General features: G+C 67.1%; 20 protein-coding genes. 12 read left to right on the top strand and 8 right to left on the bottom strand.

Features of this window, described 5'->3' with window-relative positions:
- Positions 1 to 39: 39 nt before the first annotated feature.
- Together ABMA10_RS03280 and ABMA10_RS03285 are read right to left on the bottom strand one after the other, a co-directional pair.
- Positions 40 to 711: a potassium channel family protein gene (locus tag ABMA10_RS03280; RefSeq protein ID WP_347866842.1), complete on the bottom strand. Its 672-nt coding sequence runs from the start codon at positions 709 to 711 to the stop codon at positions 40 to 42.
- Positions 704 to 2,146, bottom strand: a complete 1,443-nt coding sequence (locus tag ABMA10_RS03285; protein ID WP_347866843.1) for a TrkH family potassium uptake protein — start codon at positions 2,144 to 2,146, stop codon at positions 704 to 706. Before ABMA10_RS03285 ends, ABMA10_RS03280 begins: the two co-directional genes overlap by 8 nt.
- 71 nt (positions 2,147 to 2,217) lie before the next feature.
- Here ABMA10_RS03285 and ABMA10_RS03290 point away from each other — a divergent pair, with 71 nt between their 5' ends.
- From ABMA10_RS03290 to ABMA10_RS03305, 4 genes are all read left to right on the top strand, one after another.
- On the top strand, positions 2,218 to 2,622 hold the full coding sequence (locus tag ABMA10_RS03290) for an ArsR/SmtB family transcription factor (RefSeq protein WP_347866844.1): 405 nt from the start codon (positions 2,218 to 2,220) through the stop codon (positions 2,620 to 2,622).
- 129 nt (positions 2,623 to 2,751) lie between these two features.
- Entirely contained in the window at positions 2,752 to 2,946 is a 195-nt protein-coding gene (locus ABMA10_RS03295) for a helix-turn-helix domain-containing protein (RefSeq protein WP_347866845.1), read from the top strand.
- 138 nt (positions 2,947 to 3,084) lie between these two features.
- A complete protein-coding gene (locus ABMA10_RS03300) occupies positions 3,085 to 3,183 on the top strand; it encodes a 30S ribosomal protein bS22 (RefSeq protein WP_003792170.1) in 99 nt (32 codons plus the stop codon).
- 232 nt (positions 3,184 to 3,415) lie between these two features.
- Complete coding sequence (locus ABMA10_RS03305; protein WP_347866846.1) at positions 3,416 to 3,724, top strand: hypothetical protein; 309 nt, start codon at positions 3,416 to 3,418, stop codon at positions 3,722 to 3,724.
- A 22-nt stretch (positions 3,725 to 3,746) separates the two neighbouring features.
- Here the strand turns inward: ABMA10_RS03305 and ABMA10_RS03310 are convergent, their stop codons facing one another.
- Positions 3,747 to 4,046: a helix-turn-helix domain-containing protein gene (locus ABMA10_RS03310; RefSeq protein ID WP_347866847.1), complete on the bottom strand. Its 300-nt coding sequence runs from the start codon at positions 4,044 to 4,046 to the stop codon at positions 3,747 to 3,749.
- Between the two features lie 190 nt (positions 4,047 to 4,236).
- Here ABMA10_RS03310 and ABMA10_RS03315 point away from each other — a divergent pair, with 190 nt between their 5' ends.
- Both ABMA10_RS03315 and ABMA10_RS03320 read left to right on the top strand, forming a co-directional pair.
- Positions 4,237 to 4,497: a glutaredoxin family protein gene (locus ABMA10_RS03315; protein WP_347866848.1), complete on the top strand. Its 261-nt coding sequence runs from the start codon at positions 4,237 to 4,239 to the stop codon at positions 4,495 to 4,497.
- A gap of 49 nt (positions 4,498 to 4,546) precedes the next feature.
- The gene (locus ABMA10_RS03320; protein WP_347866849.1) at positions 4,547 to 4,855 is read left to right on the top strand and encodes a Dabb family protein; all 309 of its coding nucleotides are present in this window, start codon (positions 4,547 to 4,549) and stop codon (positions 4,853 to 4,855) included.
- A 17-nt stretch (positions 4,856 to 4,872) separates the two neighbouring features.
- Here ABMA10_RS03320 and ABMA10_RS03325 read toward each other — a convergent pair whose 3' ends face one another.
- From ABMA10_RS03325 to aspS, 4 genes are all read right to left on the bottom strand, one after another.
- Positions 4,873 to 5,616: a putative protein N(5)-glutamine methyltransferase gene (locus ABMA10_RS03325; protein ID WP_347866850.1), complete on the bottom strand. Its 744-nt coding sequence runs from the start codon at positions 5,614 to 5,616 to the stop codon at positions 4,873 to 4,875.
- Between the two features lie 47 nt (positions 5,617 to 5,663).
- Positions 5,664 to 5,846, bottom strand: a complete 183-nt coding sequence (locus ABMA10_RS03330; protein ID WP_347866851.1) for a YegP family protein — start codon at positions 5,844 to 5,846, stop codon at positions 5,664 to 5,666.
- 91 nt (positions 5,847 to 5,937) lie between these two features.
- Positions 5,938 to 6,390, bottom strand: coding sequence for a flavodoxin domain-containing protein (locus ABMA10_RS03335; RefSeq protein ID WP_347866852.1), 453 nt, complete (start codon positions 6,388 to 6,390; stop codon positions 5,938 to 5,940).
- Positions 6,391 to 6,437: 47 nt separating this feature from the next.
- Positions 6,438 to 7,778, bottom strand: a complete 1,341-nt coding sequence (aspS, locus tag ABMA10_RS03340) for an aspartate--tRNA(Asn) ligase (protein WP_347866853.1) — start codon at positions 7,776 to 7,778, stop codon at positions 6,438 to 6,440.
- 86 nt (positions 7,779 to 7,864) lie between these two features.
- Between aspS and ABMA10_RS03345 the strand changes: the two genes are divergently transcribed.
- The 5 genes from ABMA10_RS03345 to ccsB are packed head-to-tail and all read left to right on the top strand — an operon-like array spanning position 7,865 to position 12,575.
- Positions 7,865 to 8,500: a histidine phosphatase family protein gene (locus tag ABMA10_RS03345; RefSeq protein WP_431031171.1), complete on the top strand. Its 636-nt coding sequence runs from the start codon at positions 7,865 to 7,867 to the stop codon at positions 8,498 to 8,500.
- Positions 8,500 to 9,132 carry a TlpA family protein disulfide reductase gene (locus tag ABMA10_RS03350; RefSeq protein ID WP_347866855.1) on the top strand — a complete coding sequence of 211 codons (633 nt, stop codon included), beginning with the start codon at positions 8,500 to 8,502 and terminating at the stop codon, positions 9,130 to 9,132. The genes ABMA10_RS03345 and ABMA10_RS03350 overlap by 1 nt, the downstream gene beginning before the upstream one ends.
- On the top strand, positions 9,129 to 9,875 hold the full coding sequence (locus ABMA10_RS03355; protein WP_347866856.1) for a cytochrome c biogenesis CcdA family protein: 747 nt from the start codon (positions 9,129 to 9,131) through the stop codon (positions 9,873 to 9,875). The genes ABMA10_RS03350 and ABMA10_RS03355 overlap by 4 nt, the downstream gene beginning before the upstream one ends.
- On the top strand, positions 9,859 to 11,523 hold the full coding sequence (resB, locus tag ABMA10_RS03360) for a cytochrome c biogenesis protein ResB (RefSeq protein ID WP_347866857.1): 1,665 nt from the start codon (positions 9,859 to 9,861) through the stop codon (positions 11,521 to 11,523). The genes ABMA10_RS03355 and resB overlap by 17 nt, the downstream gene beginning before the upstream one ends.
- Entirely contained in the window at positions 11,520 to 12,575 is a 1,056-nt protein-coding gene (gene ccsB, locus ABMA10_RS03365) for a c-type cytochrome biogenesis protein CcsB (protein WP_347866858.1), read from the top strand. Before resB ends, ccsB begins: the two co-directional genes overlap by 4 nt.
- 131 nt (positions 12,576 to 12,706) lie before the next feature.
- Here ccsB and ABMA10_RS03370 read toward each other — a convergent pair whose 3' ends face one another.
- A complete protein-coding gene (locus tag ABMA10_RS03370) occupies positions 12,707 to 13,684 on the bottom strand; it encodes an o-succinylbenzoate synthase (RefSeq protein WP_347866859.1) in 978 nt (325 codons plus the stop codon).
- Positions 13,685 to 13,841: 157 nt separating this feature from the next.
- On the opposite strand from ABMA10_RS03370, the gene ABMA10_RS03375 reads away from it, so the two are divergent.
- Positions 13,842 to 15,308, top strand: coding sequence for a hypothetical protein (locus tag ABMA10_RS03375; RefSeq protein ID WP_347866860.1), 1,467 nt, complete (start codon positions 13,842 to 13,844; stop codon positions 15,306 to 15,308).
- The last annotated feature ends 9 nt before the right edge of the window (positions 15,309 to 15,317 follow it).

Here is a 15,317-nt window from a genome sequence, read left to right on the forward strand (position 1 = left end):
GGGGCGATGGGGGGATGGGGGAGTGGGCAGGTGGGAGGGTCAGCCTTCGAGTGAGGCGAAGCGCTCGATGTCGGAGGACGTGCCCGAGACGATGATGAGGTCGTGGTTCGAGACCACGGTGTCAGCCGTCGCGTAGGTGAAAGGCTTGCCGGGCGACTTCACGCCCACGACGGTGATGCGGTACTTCGTACGCACCCCGGACTCGGTGAGGTTCAGCCCACGGATCGGCTTCGGCGGGTACATCTTCACGAGCGCGAAGTCGTCGTCGAACTGGATGAAGTCGAGCATGCGGCCCGACACCAGGTGCGCGACGCGCTCGCCGGCCTCGCGCTCCGGGTAGATGACGTGGCTGGCGCCGACTCGGGCGAGGATCTTGCCGTGCGACTGCGAGACCGCCTTCGCCCAGATCTGGGGGATCTTGAGGTCGACGAGGTTCGCGGTGATGAGCACGCTCGCCTCGATCGACGACCCGACCGCGACGACGGCGACCGAGAAGTCCTGCGCGCCGATCTGACGGAGGGCCTCGATGTTCTTCGCATCGGCCTGCACGGTGTGGGTGACGCGGTCCGACCATTTCTGGACGAGCTCGGAGTTGTCGTCGATCGCCAGGACCTCGCGGTCGAGACGGTCCAGCTCTCCCGCGCAGGCGGCGCCGAAGCGGCCGAGGCCGATCACGAGGACCGGTGCGTCGTGTTTGATGCGATCAACCAACGATCGGCCTTTCCTCGGGTCTCTTGAACAATTGGCCGCTCTGGCTGGCGGCCACCGCTGCTGCGAGTGTCACTGTACCAACGCGACCGAGGAACATCGTGACCGCGAGGACGTACACACCAGGGTCCGGGAGGTCGGCGACGAGTCCGGTGCTCAGGCCGACGGTCGCGAACGCCGAGATCACGTCGAAGAGCACGTGGTCGAGTGGGGCCTTCGTCATCTGCAGGATGATGATCGTCGACAGGGCGACGATCGTCGATCCCCACAGCACGACGCTGACCGCGACACGGAGGACGTCCTGCGGGATACGGCGACGGAAGACCTCGACACCCTCGCGACCACGAGCCTCGGCGAAGGCTGCGAGGAACAGGACGGCGAGGGTCGTGACCTTGATGCCGCCCGCGGTGGACGCCGAACCGCCACCGATGAACATCAGCATGTCGGCGACGAGCAGTGTGGAGCCGTTGAGGTCACCGATGTCGACCGTCGAGAAACCGCCCGACCTCGTCATCGCGGAGAGGAAGAAGCCCTGGAAGATCGTGTCCCAGAGGTTCCACTTGTTCCACGTCTCCGGGTTGTTGAACTCGAGCAGGATGAACGCGAGTGCCCCGGCGAAGAACAGGATGATCGTGGTGACGAGCGTGAGCTTGACGTGCAGCGACCACCGGCTCGGGCGTCGGAAGTTGCGGCTCAGTGCGTAGATGACGGGGAAGCCGATGCTGCCGAGGAAGACGCCGAGCATGAGGATGCTGAGGAACCAGTAGTCGTTCTCGAAGGTGGCGAGCCCCGCGGCGTTCGGGGTGAACCCGGTGTTCGTGAATGCCATCGCAGCGTAGTAGACGCTGTTCCAGGCGGCATCCCAGGGGTTGATGCCGTCGAGCAGCATCCGTGGGAAGAGGAGGAGCGCGAGCACGGCCTCGATGACGAGCGCGCTGACCGCGACGGTGACGAGCAGGTTGCCGATCTCACCGAGCCGGACGGCCTGCCCTTCTGCAACAGGACCGTGGTGCGACCGCAGCGGGTTCGTGTCGCTGGCGGCCATGAGCTTCTGTCGGAGACCGAGGCGCCTGGCGATGACGAACCCGAGGATCGAGGCCAGCGTGAGGACCCCGAGTGCGCCGATCTGCACACCGATGAACACGAGGACGTGGCCGAACAGCGACCAGTGGGTCGCCATGTCGACGGTGGAGAGACCGGTGACGCAGATGACGGAGACGGCGGTGAACAGTGCGTCGGCAAGGGGAGTGACCTTGCCGTCGGCTGCGGCGAGCGGCGTCGAGAACAGCATCGTGAAGATGAAGATCAGGAAGCTGAAGACGAGGATCGCGAAACGCGAGGTCGACTTCGCTGCGAAGTCGCTGATCGCCTCGCGGACCCTCGCGAGCCCGTGGCGCACGATGATCTCGGGACGACGCCCCATGGCATTGCCGCTCATCTGACCCCTCAACACTCCATGACTGCGCCGTGGCAATGGTACTCCGTGCGCTCGATCACTATCGTTGGACCATGGCCGACATTTTCGACGTGATCGCTGACACGACCAGGCGAGACATCCTCGCACTGCTGCTCGAACGACACGGCGGAGCGGGGACGAGCGTCTCCGAGATCGTCGCGCAGCTCGGGCTCAGCCAGCCGACCGTGTCCAAGCACCTCAAGGTCCTGCGCGAAGCGGACCTCGTCGAGGTGCGCGAAGAGGGGCAGCATCGCTACTACAGCCTCGATTACGCACCGCTCGAGGACGTCGAGGACTGGTTGATCCCCTTCCTCAGCGTCGACTACGCGGACGACGGCGTCGACTTCGGGGCGCTGTCGCTGCCCGATCAGGCGAAGGCTGTCGCGGGCACCGTCGGCAAGGTCGCAGCGGACATGTCGCACGCCGTCCAAGCCGTTACGAAGAAGCTGCGCCCGTAGCTCCGGAGCCTTCCATACCGTTCACACAGGGTATGTACAGGCGGGCGTCGGCCCTCTAGAGTTGCCATGCGGTGCTCCGGTCTTCGGGGTACCGTTCGAGAGTCACGCCACAGGTGAAGGAGGGGTTCGATGACGCAGGATGCTGCTGAGGTCCGCTTTCTCACGGTGGCAGAAGTCGCCGAGATGATGCGCGTGTCCAAGATGACCGTGTACCGCCTCGTGCACTCGGGGGAGCTCCCGGCAATCCGGTTCGGCAAGTCGTTCCGGGTGCCGGAGACGGCCGTCGACGCGGTCAGGCAGCGCCCGGTCGCCGACGTCGGCTGAGGCTCGCGCTCCTCTTACCAGCCGTTCGGCGAACGTCGTGTGAACGACGCGCGTTCGAATCGGCTAGACTGTCGACAAGACTTGTTCTCTTCGGTCGCGATCCCTGCGGCCAAGCCCCCCAATTCTGTGAGGTAATCCGTGGGTTCTGTTATCAAGAAGCGCCGCAAGCGTATGGCGAAGAAGAAGCACCGCAAGCTGCTTCGCAAGACTCGTCACCAGCGTCGCAACAAGAAGTAGTCTGCCGCTCCGACAGGAGCGATAGGCAGCTTCGCCATCGAAAGCGCCGGCCCACTCGGGCACGGCGCTTTCTGGCGTTGGGCTGGGTTCGACGGCGTCGGAGCTGATCGGGTGCCGAGTAGGCAGTCGACGCTCCTACACAGGCGCTGGGGTCGAGCGGTTCTCCACAGGCGGAGTCGGCACGCGTCTCGACGGATGAAGGTCGTCGGCGGTCCTCCGTACCGTCGAAGCCATGACCCGCGATCTCCCGCACCCTGTCCACCGCAATCGGCGCGAGCTCGCGTACCGGGTGCCGTTCATCGTCGAACGTGATGGGGCTCCGCGCTATCGGCTCCGCAACGCCGGGGACGAGCCCGTGCACTGGGTCACGGTCCGATTGCTCGGTCCCGGGTTGCTCATGCCGGTCCGGCCCTGTCGATTGCCGGTGGGTGCGGCACTCGAACTCGAGGTCCTCGGTGGGGAGCTGTCGCGTGCGAGCAGTCTGCAGGTGTCCTGGTTCCGCCCCGGAGGGCCGCAGTACCTCTGGCGCGTCACGTTCTGATGCGCCGCCTCGGAGCAGCGGGTCAGCTCTCCTGTTCGCGTCGAGCGGCGAGCAGGTCCCGCGCCGTCAGCTTGTGCGTCCGACCCGGATACATGTCCGCGTGCAGACCCGCGACGAAGGGCCCCGGGTCCAGATCGAGTGCCGTGCTCAGGCGGACGAGGGTTTCGACGCTCGGGTGCACTTGGCCCCGCTCGATCTTCCCGATGTTCGTCCAATGCATCTCGGCGAGCACGCCGAGGTCTTCGAGCGTGAGTTGGCGTTCGTTCCTGGCGGCGCGGAGGCGTTCACCGAGGATGGTCGCGGCTTCAGAATGTGCAGACATCACTCAATGACAACGCGCCTCACCTCACGCGAGCCAGAGGGTCTGCGCCTTGTGCATCTCTGCACAAGGTGACAGAACACTGGGTGTGTAGGTTGCATGATCTCTGCATGATGGCACGGACTCGACGAAAGGCGACAATCGTCGGCTGATCCGGAGAGGAGAGCCAGTGCGCAACCCGTACAGTTGAACCGTGTCCACTGTGCAGCTCACCCTGATCGGCAAGCCCGGCTGTCACCTCTGCGACGACGCACGAACGGTCATCGACGAGGTCGTCGCCGAACTCCCCGACGGCGCCCCGGGTATCACGCGCGAGGAGCTCTCGATCCTCGACGATCAAGAACTCCACGACCGGCACTGGGAGGAGATCCCCGTCCTGCTGATCGATGGACGGGTGCACAACTACTGGCGCATCGATCGCGATCGTCTTCGTGCAGCCCTGCTCGCTCGCTGACCAGTCCGCGCACGACCACTCCCACCCTCTCCCGACCCCTGGAGCAACCGTGACCATCCGTCACATCGTCAGCTGGAAGCTGGCCGCCACCGACGCCGCCGAGCGCGACGCCGCCTTCACCACGATGCAGACCGAGCTCGAAGCGCTCGCCGGCTTCATGCCGGAGGACGTCCTCGCGCTGCAGGTCGGTCGCAACATCGCCTATCCGGAGAGCAACTGGGACGTCGTGCTCGTCGGCGACTACCCGAGCCTCGAGGCGCTCGACCGCTATCAGGTGCACCCCGAGCACCAGCGGGTGGTGCAGATCGTGCGCCAGCTCGTGTCCGCGCGTTCCGCGGTCGACTTCCAGCTCGACTGACGTTCGCCGGGCGGCCGCTAGCCGGCGATGCCGAGCACAGCCGTCCCGTCGAGTTCCTCGTCGCGGAGCAACGTCGGCGAGAGCCCGCCCGCTCGCATGAGATCCATGGTCGCCGTCGCTTGACGCTCGCTGGTCTCGATCACCAGGGCGCCCTGCGGCGCGAGCCACCGTCCGGCGGCGGAGACGATCCGGCGTTGGACGTCGAGTCCGTCCGTGCCGCCGTCGAGCGCGACGGCCGGCTCGTGGGCACGGGCTTCAAACGGCATCAGCTCGATGGACGCGGTGGGCACGTAGGGCGCGTTCGCGACGACGATGTCGACGCCGTGCTGAAGGGAGTCGGGGAGGCCGTCGAACAGGTCGCCGAGCACGACGCGCCCACCGAGCGGTTCCAGGTTGCGGCGCGCGCTGACGATGGCCGCGGGGTCGATGTCAGACGCCCAGAGCTCGATGGCCTCCGGTGACTCCGTGAGCAGTGCTGTGCCGACCGCCGCAGCACCGCAACACAGCTCGACCACCGCTCCGCCACTGCGGACGCGCGCAAGAGCTGCGTCCACCAGCAGGCCGGTCCGACGCCGGGGGACGAACACTCCGTCGTCGACGGAGATGCGCAGGTGGCGGAACTCCGCCCAGCCGAGGACATGCTCCAGCGGGCGACCAGAGATCCGGTCGCGGAGCATCAGCTGGACGTGGTCGGCGTCATGCGCTTCAGCCAGGAGGAGCGCCGCTTCCTCCTCAGCGAAGACGCAGCCGGCTGCGCGCAACCGGGCGACGAGACGGCCAGGGTCCGCGTGATCGGGATGAGCCGGGATCAGGAGTCCCGCTCGACGATCTCTGCGTCCGCCGCGTTCGCCCGGACCGAGGCGATGCCCTTGTGCGCCGCCGCCTTGGTCGTGTAACTCTCGGAACTGGCGATGACCTCGCCGTTCCCAGCCTTCAGGTTGAAGCGGAAACCGCCACTCTTGTCTTGGAACACCTCGAACGTGCCAGCCATCCTGAACTCCTCGATTGCACCGCGCGGGCACACGACAGGTGTCCGTCAGGAGTCAATATAGGGGCGGCGTGGGTGGAGCGCCAGGGGGAGGCTAGAGCTGTTCCGCGTCGGCGAGCACGCCGGGAAGCCAAGCGAGCGCGATGTCCTTCTTGCGCTCGAACCCGCTGTCGTCATGCAGCCCGAACTCGCCGAAGCGCGTCGCGCCATGCTCGCTGAGCAAGGCGTCGAGCAGGGAGCTGCCCTGGTTGTAGGTGTCCTCGTAGCTGCTGTCGCCGAGCCCGAAGATGGCGTACTTCAGGCCGTCGAGCTCGGTGCCGGCCTCCTCCAACGCCTCGTAGAAGATCTGGCCCGTCTCACCGAGCAACCCGTCGCCGTAGGTGGAGGTGATGAAGATGTGGATCTCGTCGACCGACAACTCGTCGGGCGAGATGTCGCCGAGGTCGACGACGCGCCACTCGTGCTTGGTTCCGATGGCCTTGCCGAGGTCTCCAGCGAGACGCTCGGCGTTGCCGGACTCGGTGCCGTAGAGGATGACGATCTTCATGGGGTCCTTCCAGGTTCCGTCAGGCTGCTGCGGTCGCCTGCGCGTGCTTACGGGGCGAGGCGGGTCGGGCCGCGGAACAGGTAGGTGACCTCGCGGATGGACGTCTCGTGCAGCATGAGCATCAGGACGCGGGCGAGGCCCATGCCGAAGCCGCCGTGTGCCGGGACGCCGTAGCGGAAGAAGTCGAGGTAGAACTCGAGCTCCTCGGGGTCGAGGCCCTTCTCCTTGGCCTGCTCGACGAGGACGTCGACGCGGTGTTCGCGCTGGGCGCCCGTCGAGATCTCGACGCCGTTGTAGATGAGGTCGTAGCTGTTCGTGAGCGAGCCGTCCTCGGCGTTGCGCATGTGGTAGAACGGCCGGATGCTCGATGCGTAGTCGGTGAGGAACACGAATTCGTGGCCGAACGTCTCCTTGACGTAGGCCGCGATCTGTCGCTCGCCCTCAGGGTCCATGTCGTCGTCGGCGCGAGGCACCTCATAGCCGCGCTCCGCGACGATGCGCTTGGCCTCGGCGAGCGGGATACGCGGGAACGGACGCGACGGGACCTCGAGCTCGATGCCGAACAGTTCGGAGATCTGCTCGCCGTACTTCTCCTTGACGGCGGTGAAGCCCGCGACGAGGAGCTCTTCGTGGAGCGTCATGACGTCTTCGTGGGAGTCGATCCAGCTGATCTCGGCGTCGATGCTCGTGAACTCGGTCGCGTGGCGGCTCGTGAACGACGGGTCGGCGCGGAATGCGGGTCCGACCTCGAAGACCTTGCCGAAGCCGGCGGGCTGAGCCATCTGCTTGAAGAACTGCGGTGACTGCGCGAGGTACGCCTTGCCCTCGAAGTAGTCGACCTCGAAGAGCTCGGCACGTGACTCACTCGCACTCGCCATGAGCTTCGGGGTGTGCAGCTCGATGAAGTCGTTGTCGATCCAGTACTGGCGGAGTGCGTGCTCGAAGGTGGTCTGGATGCGGAAGATCAGGGCCTGCTTCGGCTGGCGCAGGTCGAGGAAGCGCCAGTCGAGACGCTTGTCGAGCGAGGAGTCAGCGGCGATCGGCGTCTCGGGCAGTGCCGCCGAGACGATCTCGAGGGAGGCGAGCTTGACCTCGATGCCACCCAGTTTGACGCGCTCGTCGTGCTTCAGCTCACCGGTGATGGTGATGAACGAGCCGTGGGCGAGCGCGGAGATGGATTCGGTGATCGCGAGACGATCGGCCGAACCCTCGACCTCTGGATCGAGCTCCCGGACCGCCGGGTTCACCAACTGGACGGCGCCGGTCTCGTCGCGGAGGACGACGAACTGCACCTTCTTCTGATCGCGGACGGTCTCGACCCATCCGGAGACGGTGACGGGACCGTCGGACAGGGCGGCCAGGTTCTTCACAACGACGCGTTCACTCACCCCGACAGCTTAGCCGCCGGATGCCGGGCGTACCCGGCATCGTCGTCACGGCAAATGCGCAGCCAGGGAAAACGTACACTTGGAGGGTGGTAGCCGACCAGATCCATCTCGTGCGTCACGGCGAGGTGCACAATCCTTCTCGTGTGCTCTACGGGCGACTCCCCGCTTTCCGGCTGTCGAGCCTGGGTGAGCGCATGGCGCAGGCCGCCGCCGACGAGCTCGTGAGCCGCGGGCGTGGTGTCGGTGCCCTCTTCGCATCGCCGCTGCAGCGCACCCAGGAGTCAGCCGCCCCCGTTGCTGCCGCCTTCGGACTGGACATCGTGGGTGAGCCCCGCGTCATCGAGCCGTTCAACGAGTTCGAGGGCAAGCGCATGAGTCGCGCGCTGAAGAACCCACTGAACTGGCCGAAGCTCCGCAACCCGTCGCGGCCGAGCTGGGGCGAGCCGTACGCATCGATCGTCAATCGCATGACCGCAGCCGTCGAGGACGCCTGGCGCGCAACGCCGTCGGGCGACGTCGTGATCGTCAGTCACCAGCTGCCGATCTGGATGATGCACAGTTTCGTCGTGGGTGCCCCCTACCGTCACGATCCCCGCAAGCGCCGCTGCGCCCTGTCGAGCATCACCACGCTCGAGCGCACCGAGCACGGTTTCCGCGAGGTCGGCTATGTCGACCCGGCAGCTGGTCTGTCCTCCGGCGCGACCGATGCGGGAGCCGTCTGATGCTGTCGATCAGCTCCATGCCCGTCGCTCGCCGTTCGAGGGCGTGGGCTGTCGCAGCGGTCCTCGTCGTCGGTGCACTCGTCCTGACCGCGTGCGGCAGCGACCCGCTGGCCGACCAGTACCGCGCGGGTAGCAGCAAAGGGTACGTGGCCGGGGACGGCAGTGTCACCGAGATCGCGCTCGACGAGCGGGGCGAGTCGATCAGCTTCTCCGGTGTCGGCGAGGAGGGCGAGCAGATCTCCTCGGACGACTACGCGGGCCAGGTCCTCGTCGTGAACTTCTGGTACGCCGCGTGCGCCCCCTGCCGTGCCGAAGCTGAAGACCTCCAGGCGCTCAACGCCGATTACACGGACAAGGGAGCGACCTTCATCGGCGTGAACGTCCGCGACACCGCCGACACCGCGAAGGCGTTCAACGGCACGTTCGGGATCACCTACCCGTCCATCCTCGACGTGGACAGCGGGGAGGCGAAGCTCGCCTTCACCGGCAGCGTCCCGCCGAACGCCGTGCCGACGACGATCGTGCTCGACGCAGAGGGCCGTGTCGCAGCTCGCATCCTCGGTCAGCTGCAGGACCGCACGATCCTCGACACCCTCATCCGCGACACGATCGCCGAGAGCTCGACAGAGTGAGCCCGGGCGAGCTCGTCTACGGCGGCCAGCTCCTCGTGGCGATCCCGATCGCCATCGCGGCCGGTCTGTTGTCGTTCCTCTCGCCCTGCGTCCTGCCCCTGGTGCCCGGCTACCTCGGTTATGTGGGCGGTATGACGACGGTCGAGGAGGGCAGGACCCGCGCCGGACGCCGTCGCGTCCTGCTCGGCGTCAGCCTCTTCATCCTCGGTTTCACGGTCGTCTTCGTCGCGATCGCGGCGTTCGTCGGCACGGTCGGAGCGTGGCTGGTCGAGTGGGAGCACGTCCTCACACGTGTCCTCGGCGCTGTCGTCATCCTCATGGGGCTCATCTTCATCGGTCAGTTCTCGCGGTTGCAGCGGACGGTCCGCGTGAATTGGGCGCCCGCGACGGGTCTGGCGGGCGCGCCGCTGCTCGGCTTCGTGTTCGCGATCGGCTGGACGCCGTGCCTCGGCCCGACGCTCACCGCGATCAGCGCCCTCTCGCTCTCGGGCGGATCAGCGTGGCGCGGTGCGCTGCTCGGTCTCTTCTACTGCGTCGGGCTCGGCATCCCCTTCCTGCTCGTGGCCCTCGGACTCGGTTGGGTCACGGGGTCCCTTGCATTCCTCAAACGGCATATCCGCGCGATCAACATCGTCGGCGGCGTGCTCCTCATCGTGATCGGCGTGTTGATGGTCTCTGGTCTCTGGTCCGCTTGGATGTACTCACTGCAGGGGGTGATGAGCGGCCTTGTCACGCCCCTCTGATCACATCGATTCCGCCGCACCGGCCCCGGCCGACGGCATCAACCAGCCGAAGCTCGGCTTCGTCGGCTGGCTGCGCTTCCTCTGGCGACAGCTCACGAGTATGCGCACGGCGCTGTTCCTGCTGCTCATGCTGGCGATCGCCGCCGTGCCGGGTTCCCTCGTGCCACAGCGGTCCAGCGACCCCAACGGCGTCACGCAGTACTTCACGGACAACCCCGACCTGGCGCCGATCCTCGACAAGGTGCAGATGTTCGACGTCTACAGCTCGGCGTGGTTCTCCGCGATCTACATCCTGCTGTTCGTCTCGCTCATCGGCTGCGTGATCCCGCGCACGAAGCACCATTGGCTGGCACTGCGGTCGAAGCCGCCGCGCACCCCCGCCCGCCTCTCCCGACTGTCGGCCTTCGAACGTCGCAGCGACGACAGCGGCGCGACGGCCGAAGCGCTCATCGACGACGCCACGAGGCAGCTGAAGCGCCAGGGCTACCGTGTCGAGCGCTTCGACGCGGCGGGCTCGGCCTCGGTGTCCGCGGAACGCGGCTTCCTGCGCGAGACGGGCAACCTCGTCTTCCACTCAGCACTCGTGGGCATCCTCGTGACGGTCGGCTTCGGCGGCGGCTTCGGGTTCAGTGGTCAGCGTGTGCTCGTGGAGGGGCAGACCTTCGTCAACACACTGCTCGACTACGACTCCTTCAACCCTGGCCGCTTCTTCAACGAGTCGGAGCTTGCGCCCTACAAGCTCACGCTCGACGAGTTCGGCGTCACCTACGAGACGCAGAACCTCGATGCCTACGGTCAGGCGATCGACTACCGCGCGAACGTCACCGCCACCTCGCCCGACGGCGACTCGACCGAGGCGACCATCAAGGTCAACGATCCGCTGCGGTTCGCCGGCACGGACGTCTACCTCCTCGGAAACGGTTACGCCCCGACGATCACGGTCCGGAATCCGGCCGGCGACGTCGTCTTCAGTGACTCCATCCCGTTCCTCCCGCAGGATGCTCAGCTCACCTCGCTCGGTATCGTGAAGGTACCGGACGGCCTGGCCGAGCAGCTCGGCATGATCGGTTTCTTCTACCCGACGCAGGCGGCGAACGAACCGCCGTTCTTCTCCTCGTACCCTGATCTCGCCTACCCGGTACTGATCCTCAACGTGTACTCGGGCGACCTCGGCATCAACGCCGGTGTGCCGAAGTCGGTCTACGCACTCGACGTCGACGACATGAAGCAGCTCACCGGTGGCGACACCGGGGTCGACTCGATCGAGCTGACGCCTGGACAGATCACCGACCTTCCGAACGGGCTCGGCACGGTGTCGTTCGACAATGTCGCCGCGAACCCGTCGACCGAGAACTACGCCGGCTCGGTGAAGCGGTTCGCGTCATTCGACGTGCACCACGACCCGACCCAGCTGTGGGTGCTCACATTCGCCATCCTGGCGCTCTCCGGCCTGATCACCTCGCTCTTCGTCGCACGGCGTCGTGTCTGGGTGAAGGCGACCACGGGCGCCGACGGCACCGTCGCCCTCGAGTACGCGGGCCTCGCCCGCGGCGAGGATCCCGGCCTCGAAGCCGCGGTCGCCGCCATCGCGGAAGCCCACATCCCGACGCCCGTGCCGACCGAACCCGAAGGTAGAATCACCCCGTGACCCTCGTCGAAATCTCGAACCTCTGCCTCTGGTCGGCCGTCGCCGTCTACGCGCTGGCGTTCATCGCCTTCACGTTCGACCTCGCGCGCCGCAGCGCCGAGGTCACCGCAGCGCTCGATGCAGCCGAGCGCGCGCAGCTCGAGACGGCCGAGGAACGCGTCGGCGTCCTCGCGAACGCGTCATCCACGACCGTCTCACCGATCATCACGAACGACGGGGTCGCGCGCGGGAAGACGCGTCGTCCGGCGGACGACGACGGTGTGGAGCAGCCCGCGGCGCGGAGGTCGCCGAGCCTCCGCATCGGTGTCGCGCTCACGGTCATCGCCTTCCTGTTGCACCTCGTCGCCGACGTCACGCGCGGCATCGCCGCCGGGCGCGTCCCGTGGGCGAACATGTATGAGTTCGCCATGACGGGCACGCTGCTCATCGTCGCGGTGTTCCTCGTGGTCATCACCCGCGTGGACCTCCGCTTCCTCGGGACGTTCGTCATCGGTCTCGTCACCGTGCTGCTGGGGCTCGCCACCGCGAACTTCTACGTCGAGGTCGTCCCGTTGCCGCCGGCACTGCAGTCGGCTTGGCTCGTCGTGCACGTGTTCGTCGCGAGTCTCGGAACGGCGTTCTTCGCGATCGGCTTCGCCTTGAGCGTCGTCCAGCTCATGCAGGGACGCCGGGAACGCAAGCTCGGGGTGGTGCGATCCGCGCAGCCCGCCGGTCGCTTCCGTTTCCTCCTGACCCTGCCGAACGCAGAGCGTCTCGAGAACCTCGCCTACCGCGTGAACATCATCGGCTTCATCTTCTGGACGTTCACCCTCATGGCCGGTGCCATCTGGGCCGAGCGCGCCTGGGGCCGGTACTGGGGCTGGGACACCAAGGAAGTCTGGACCTTCATCATCTGGGTGATCTTCGCCGGATACATCCACGCGCGCGCCACCCGCGGTTGGCGCGGTTCCCGCGCCGCGACGCTCGCGATCGTCGGCTTCAGCGCCGTGATGTTCAACTTCGTCGTCGTCAACGTGTTCTTCAAGGGGCTGCACGCGTACAGCGGCCTGTAAGCGGTCGTGGCACCTCGACAGGCCCGATGAGCGGGCCGAGCGCCCTTGAGCGTGTCGACGGGCAGGTGCTCGGGACCATGGCTGCCCGGTGGGCGGGTCTCCGCTCCGTGAGGATGCCGAAGGGCTGGCGCTCAGCCGAGCAGGGCGTGCGTGCGGCGCAGCCGGTCGAGCCACCAGGCGGTGCGCTCGGGAGACGCAGCGAAGTGCTCGAGCAGCTCGGGCGCGACCTCGACCCGGCGCACCGCGATACCCCCGTCGAACGGGTCGAGCGGCTCATTGGTGACGTCGCCGTCGAGGAGCGCCGTGGTGCCGAGCCCGCAGTCGTAGTCGAGTTCGGGGAGTGCCGCCGCGAGGTGTGCGCCCATCGAGATGCCGACCGAGGTGTCGAGGGCGCTCGAGACGACGATGGGGAGCCCCGCCTCGCGCGCGATGCGCACGGCCGCGTGCACACCCCCGAGTGGTTGCGCCTTCACGATGAGGAGGTCAGCGGCCCCGGCTCTCGCCACGGCGAGTGGGTCCTCCGCCTTCCGCACGCTCTCATCGGCCGCGATGGCGACATCCATGTATCCGACGCGCTGGCGGACCTGGGCGAGCTCTTCGACGCTGGGACACGGCTGCTCGACGTACTCGAGGTCGAACGGGGCGAGTGCGTGGATGGCGTGCTCCGCCTCGTCGACGTTCCAGTTCGTGTTGGCGTCGATGCGAAGCCGTCCTTCCGCGCCGATCGCGCGTCGGACGGCCGCGACCCGTGCGATGTCGTCCGCGAGGAGCTGGCCTCGTTCCGCCACCTTCACCTTGGCGGTGCGACAGCCGGGGAAGCGGGAGAGTACGGCGGCGACGTCGTCGGCGTCGACCGCCGGGACCGTCGCGTTCACGCGGATGCGATCGCGTTGCAACGGGGGCAGCTCGGACCAACCGAAGTCGATGGCCGCTCGCAACCATGCCGCGGACTCTGCATCGTCATACTCGATGAACGGGGAGAACTCCGTCCAGCCGGCAGGGCCGCGGAACAGCACGGCCTCCCGCGTGTCGATGCCGCGGAAGCGGACCCGGAGGGGGATGGACACCACTCGGGCCGTGGCGAGCACTTCATCGATGGTCGCTTGCATGTCCCTATCCTGCACCCTGCGCACTGCGCCTCCGTCTCGGGGCGGGTGGGGGACTGCTCTGCGGGGCACCTCGACAAGCTCGGTGAGCGGTGGGCGTTGGGCGGCAAGAGGTGCTCGTTCCCTGAGCATGTCGAAGGGCCGTGACACAATCGATCCCGTGCCGCTGTTCTCCCGACGCAAGCCGACGCCAGGCGACGACTCCGGCGCGCCCGCCCGGGCGACGGACGAGCCCGAAGCGTTCTCGGTACCGGCCCCCATCTTCGCGCCGGTGCCAGAACCCGAGTCGTCCTCCGGAGCGGACGTTCCACCGAGCGATGGCCCGCCTGACGGGCCGCGAGACCCCAACGCTCCGCCAGTGCCCGGTGCTCCGCCGAGAGCTCGCGCCGATGCACTCGCAGAGCCGGCACGGGAACCGACCGAGGAGGAGATCGAGGCTCGCACCGCCCGCTTCGGTCGCCCGGGCTCACGGCGCCGAGGGACGACGCGTCGGCCCTCGGCGCGCCAGGCGCGCAAGCGGGCCGCTCGAGAGGCGAAGGCTGCAGTCGCTGCGCCTCCGGTCGTCAACGCGACGCCGCACAGCGAGCAGAGCGAGCCGACGGCGGAACCTCCGGCATCGACGAGCACCCGCGCACGCGGTGCGGCCTTCCTGTCGCCACGAGCGTTGCTTCTGGCAACCATCGTCCTCGGGCTCCTCGCGATCCTCCTCGTCGTCCTGTTCGAGCCGGGCGCGACCGCCTGGGCCGTCGTCGGCGCGCTCATCCTCATCGGCGTCGTCCAACTGACCCTGTTCTACGCCAGCATCGTCGTCATCACCCGCAAGGCGAGTCGCCGCCTGGGTGTCCTCGCCCTCGTGCTGCTGATCGCGATCAACCCCCTGACGGCGACGATGGTGCGGGGCATCGTGTCAGGAGCGTCCGGCGACGGCTACTCCGCCGGTGGGAGCCGCGACGGCGACGACGACCACGACCCGATCTGGGACACCTATCCCGGCTCGGCCTACGTCGACGCGAAGGACACCCTGGACGGTCCCAGCTACGAGGAGTTCGGCGACGAGTCGGACACGATGCTCGAGGAGATCCGCACAGCGTTGACCGCCGAGTTCGGCTTCGAATGGGTCGAGCGGCAACCGTCCGAGAGCGAGATCGACCACAACGGATACGGTGGCGATTCGATGCTCTACGAGTACACCGCACCGATCTGGCAGACCACGACGACGGTGCGTACGTTCGAGGAGAAGAGTCGGGTCGTGGAGATCATCCGCCAGGTGCTGCTTCGTCACGGCATCGCGAACCTCGACATGCAGAACGCTCCGGCGTCATGGCGAGAGCCCGGCGAGCTGACGGAACAGTACGGCGGCGAGACCATCGACACCCAGGCGCTGTGGGAGCTGCACACCTACGACACGATCTCCCGGGCCGGCAGCTTCCAGGCGAGCATCGTCGACCTCACCCTCGACTCGGCGGGCACGGTGACGAAGGACCGCCAGTTCGACATCGACTACTACGACATGGCGGCCGAGGGCATCGAGCTGCACCTCGACGCCTACGCCCTGCTCAAGGAGGCCGATCGGGCCGACTATCTCGAGGCGCTGAAACCGTACGCGGACCTCGACAAGCCGGAGTAGTGCCTAGGC

This window comes from Plantibacter sp. RU18, from assembly GCF_050613355.1.
In the GTDB taxonomy this organism is placed as follows: Bacteria; Actinomycetota; Actinomycetes; order Actinomycetales; family Microbacteriaceae; genus Plantibacter.

Coding starts and splice junctions, on each gene's coding strand:
- ABMA10_RS03285 (WP_347866843.1), bottom strand. CDS start 2,146: ATGAGCGGCAATGCCATGGGGCGTCGTCCCGAGATCATCGTGCGCCAC.
- ABMA10_RS03350 (WP_347866855.1), top strand. CDS start 8,500: ATGCTGTCGATCAGCTCCATGCCCGTCGCTCGCCGTTCGAGGGCGTGG.
- ABMA10_RS03305 (WP_347866846.1), top strand. CDS start 3,416: ATGACCCGCGATCTCCCGCACCCTGTCCACCGCAATCGGCGCGAGCTC.
- ABMA10_RS03370 (WP_347866859.1), bottom strand. CDS start 13,684: ATGCAAGCGACCATCGATGAAGTGCTCGCCACGGCCCGAGTGGTGTCC.
- ABMA10_RS03290 (WP_347866844.1), top strand. CDS start 2,218: ATGGCCGACATTTTCGACGTGATCGCTGACACGACCAGGCGAGACATC.
- ABMA10_RS03335 (WP_347866852.1), bottom strand. CDS start 6,390: ATGAAGATCGTCATCCTCTACGGCACCGAGTCCGGCAACGCCGAGCGT.
- ABMA10_RS03330 (WP_347866851.1), bottom strand. CDS start 5,846: ATGGCTGGCACGTTCGAGGTGTTCCAAGACAAGAGTGGCGGTTTCCGC.
- ABMA10_RS03310 (WP_347866847.1), bottom strand. CDS start 4,046: ATGTCTGCACATTCTGAAGCCGCGACCATCCTCGGTGAACGCCTCCGC.
- ABMA10_RS03295 (WP_347866845.1), top strand. CDS start 2,752: ATGACGCAGGATGCTGCTGAGGTCCGCTTTCTCACGGTGGCAGAAGTC.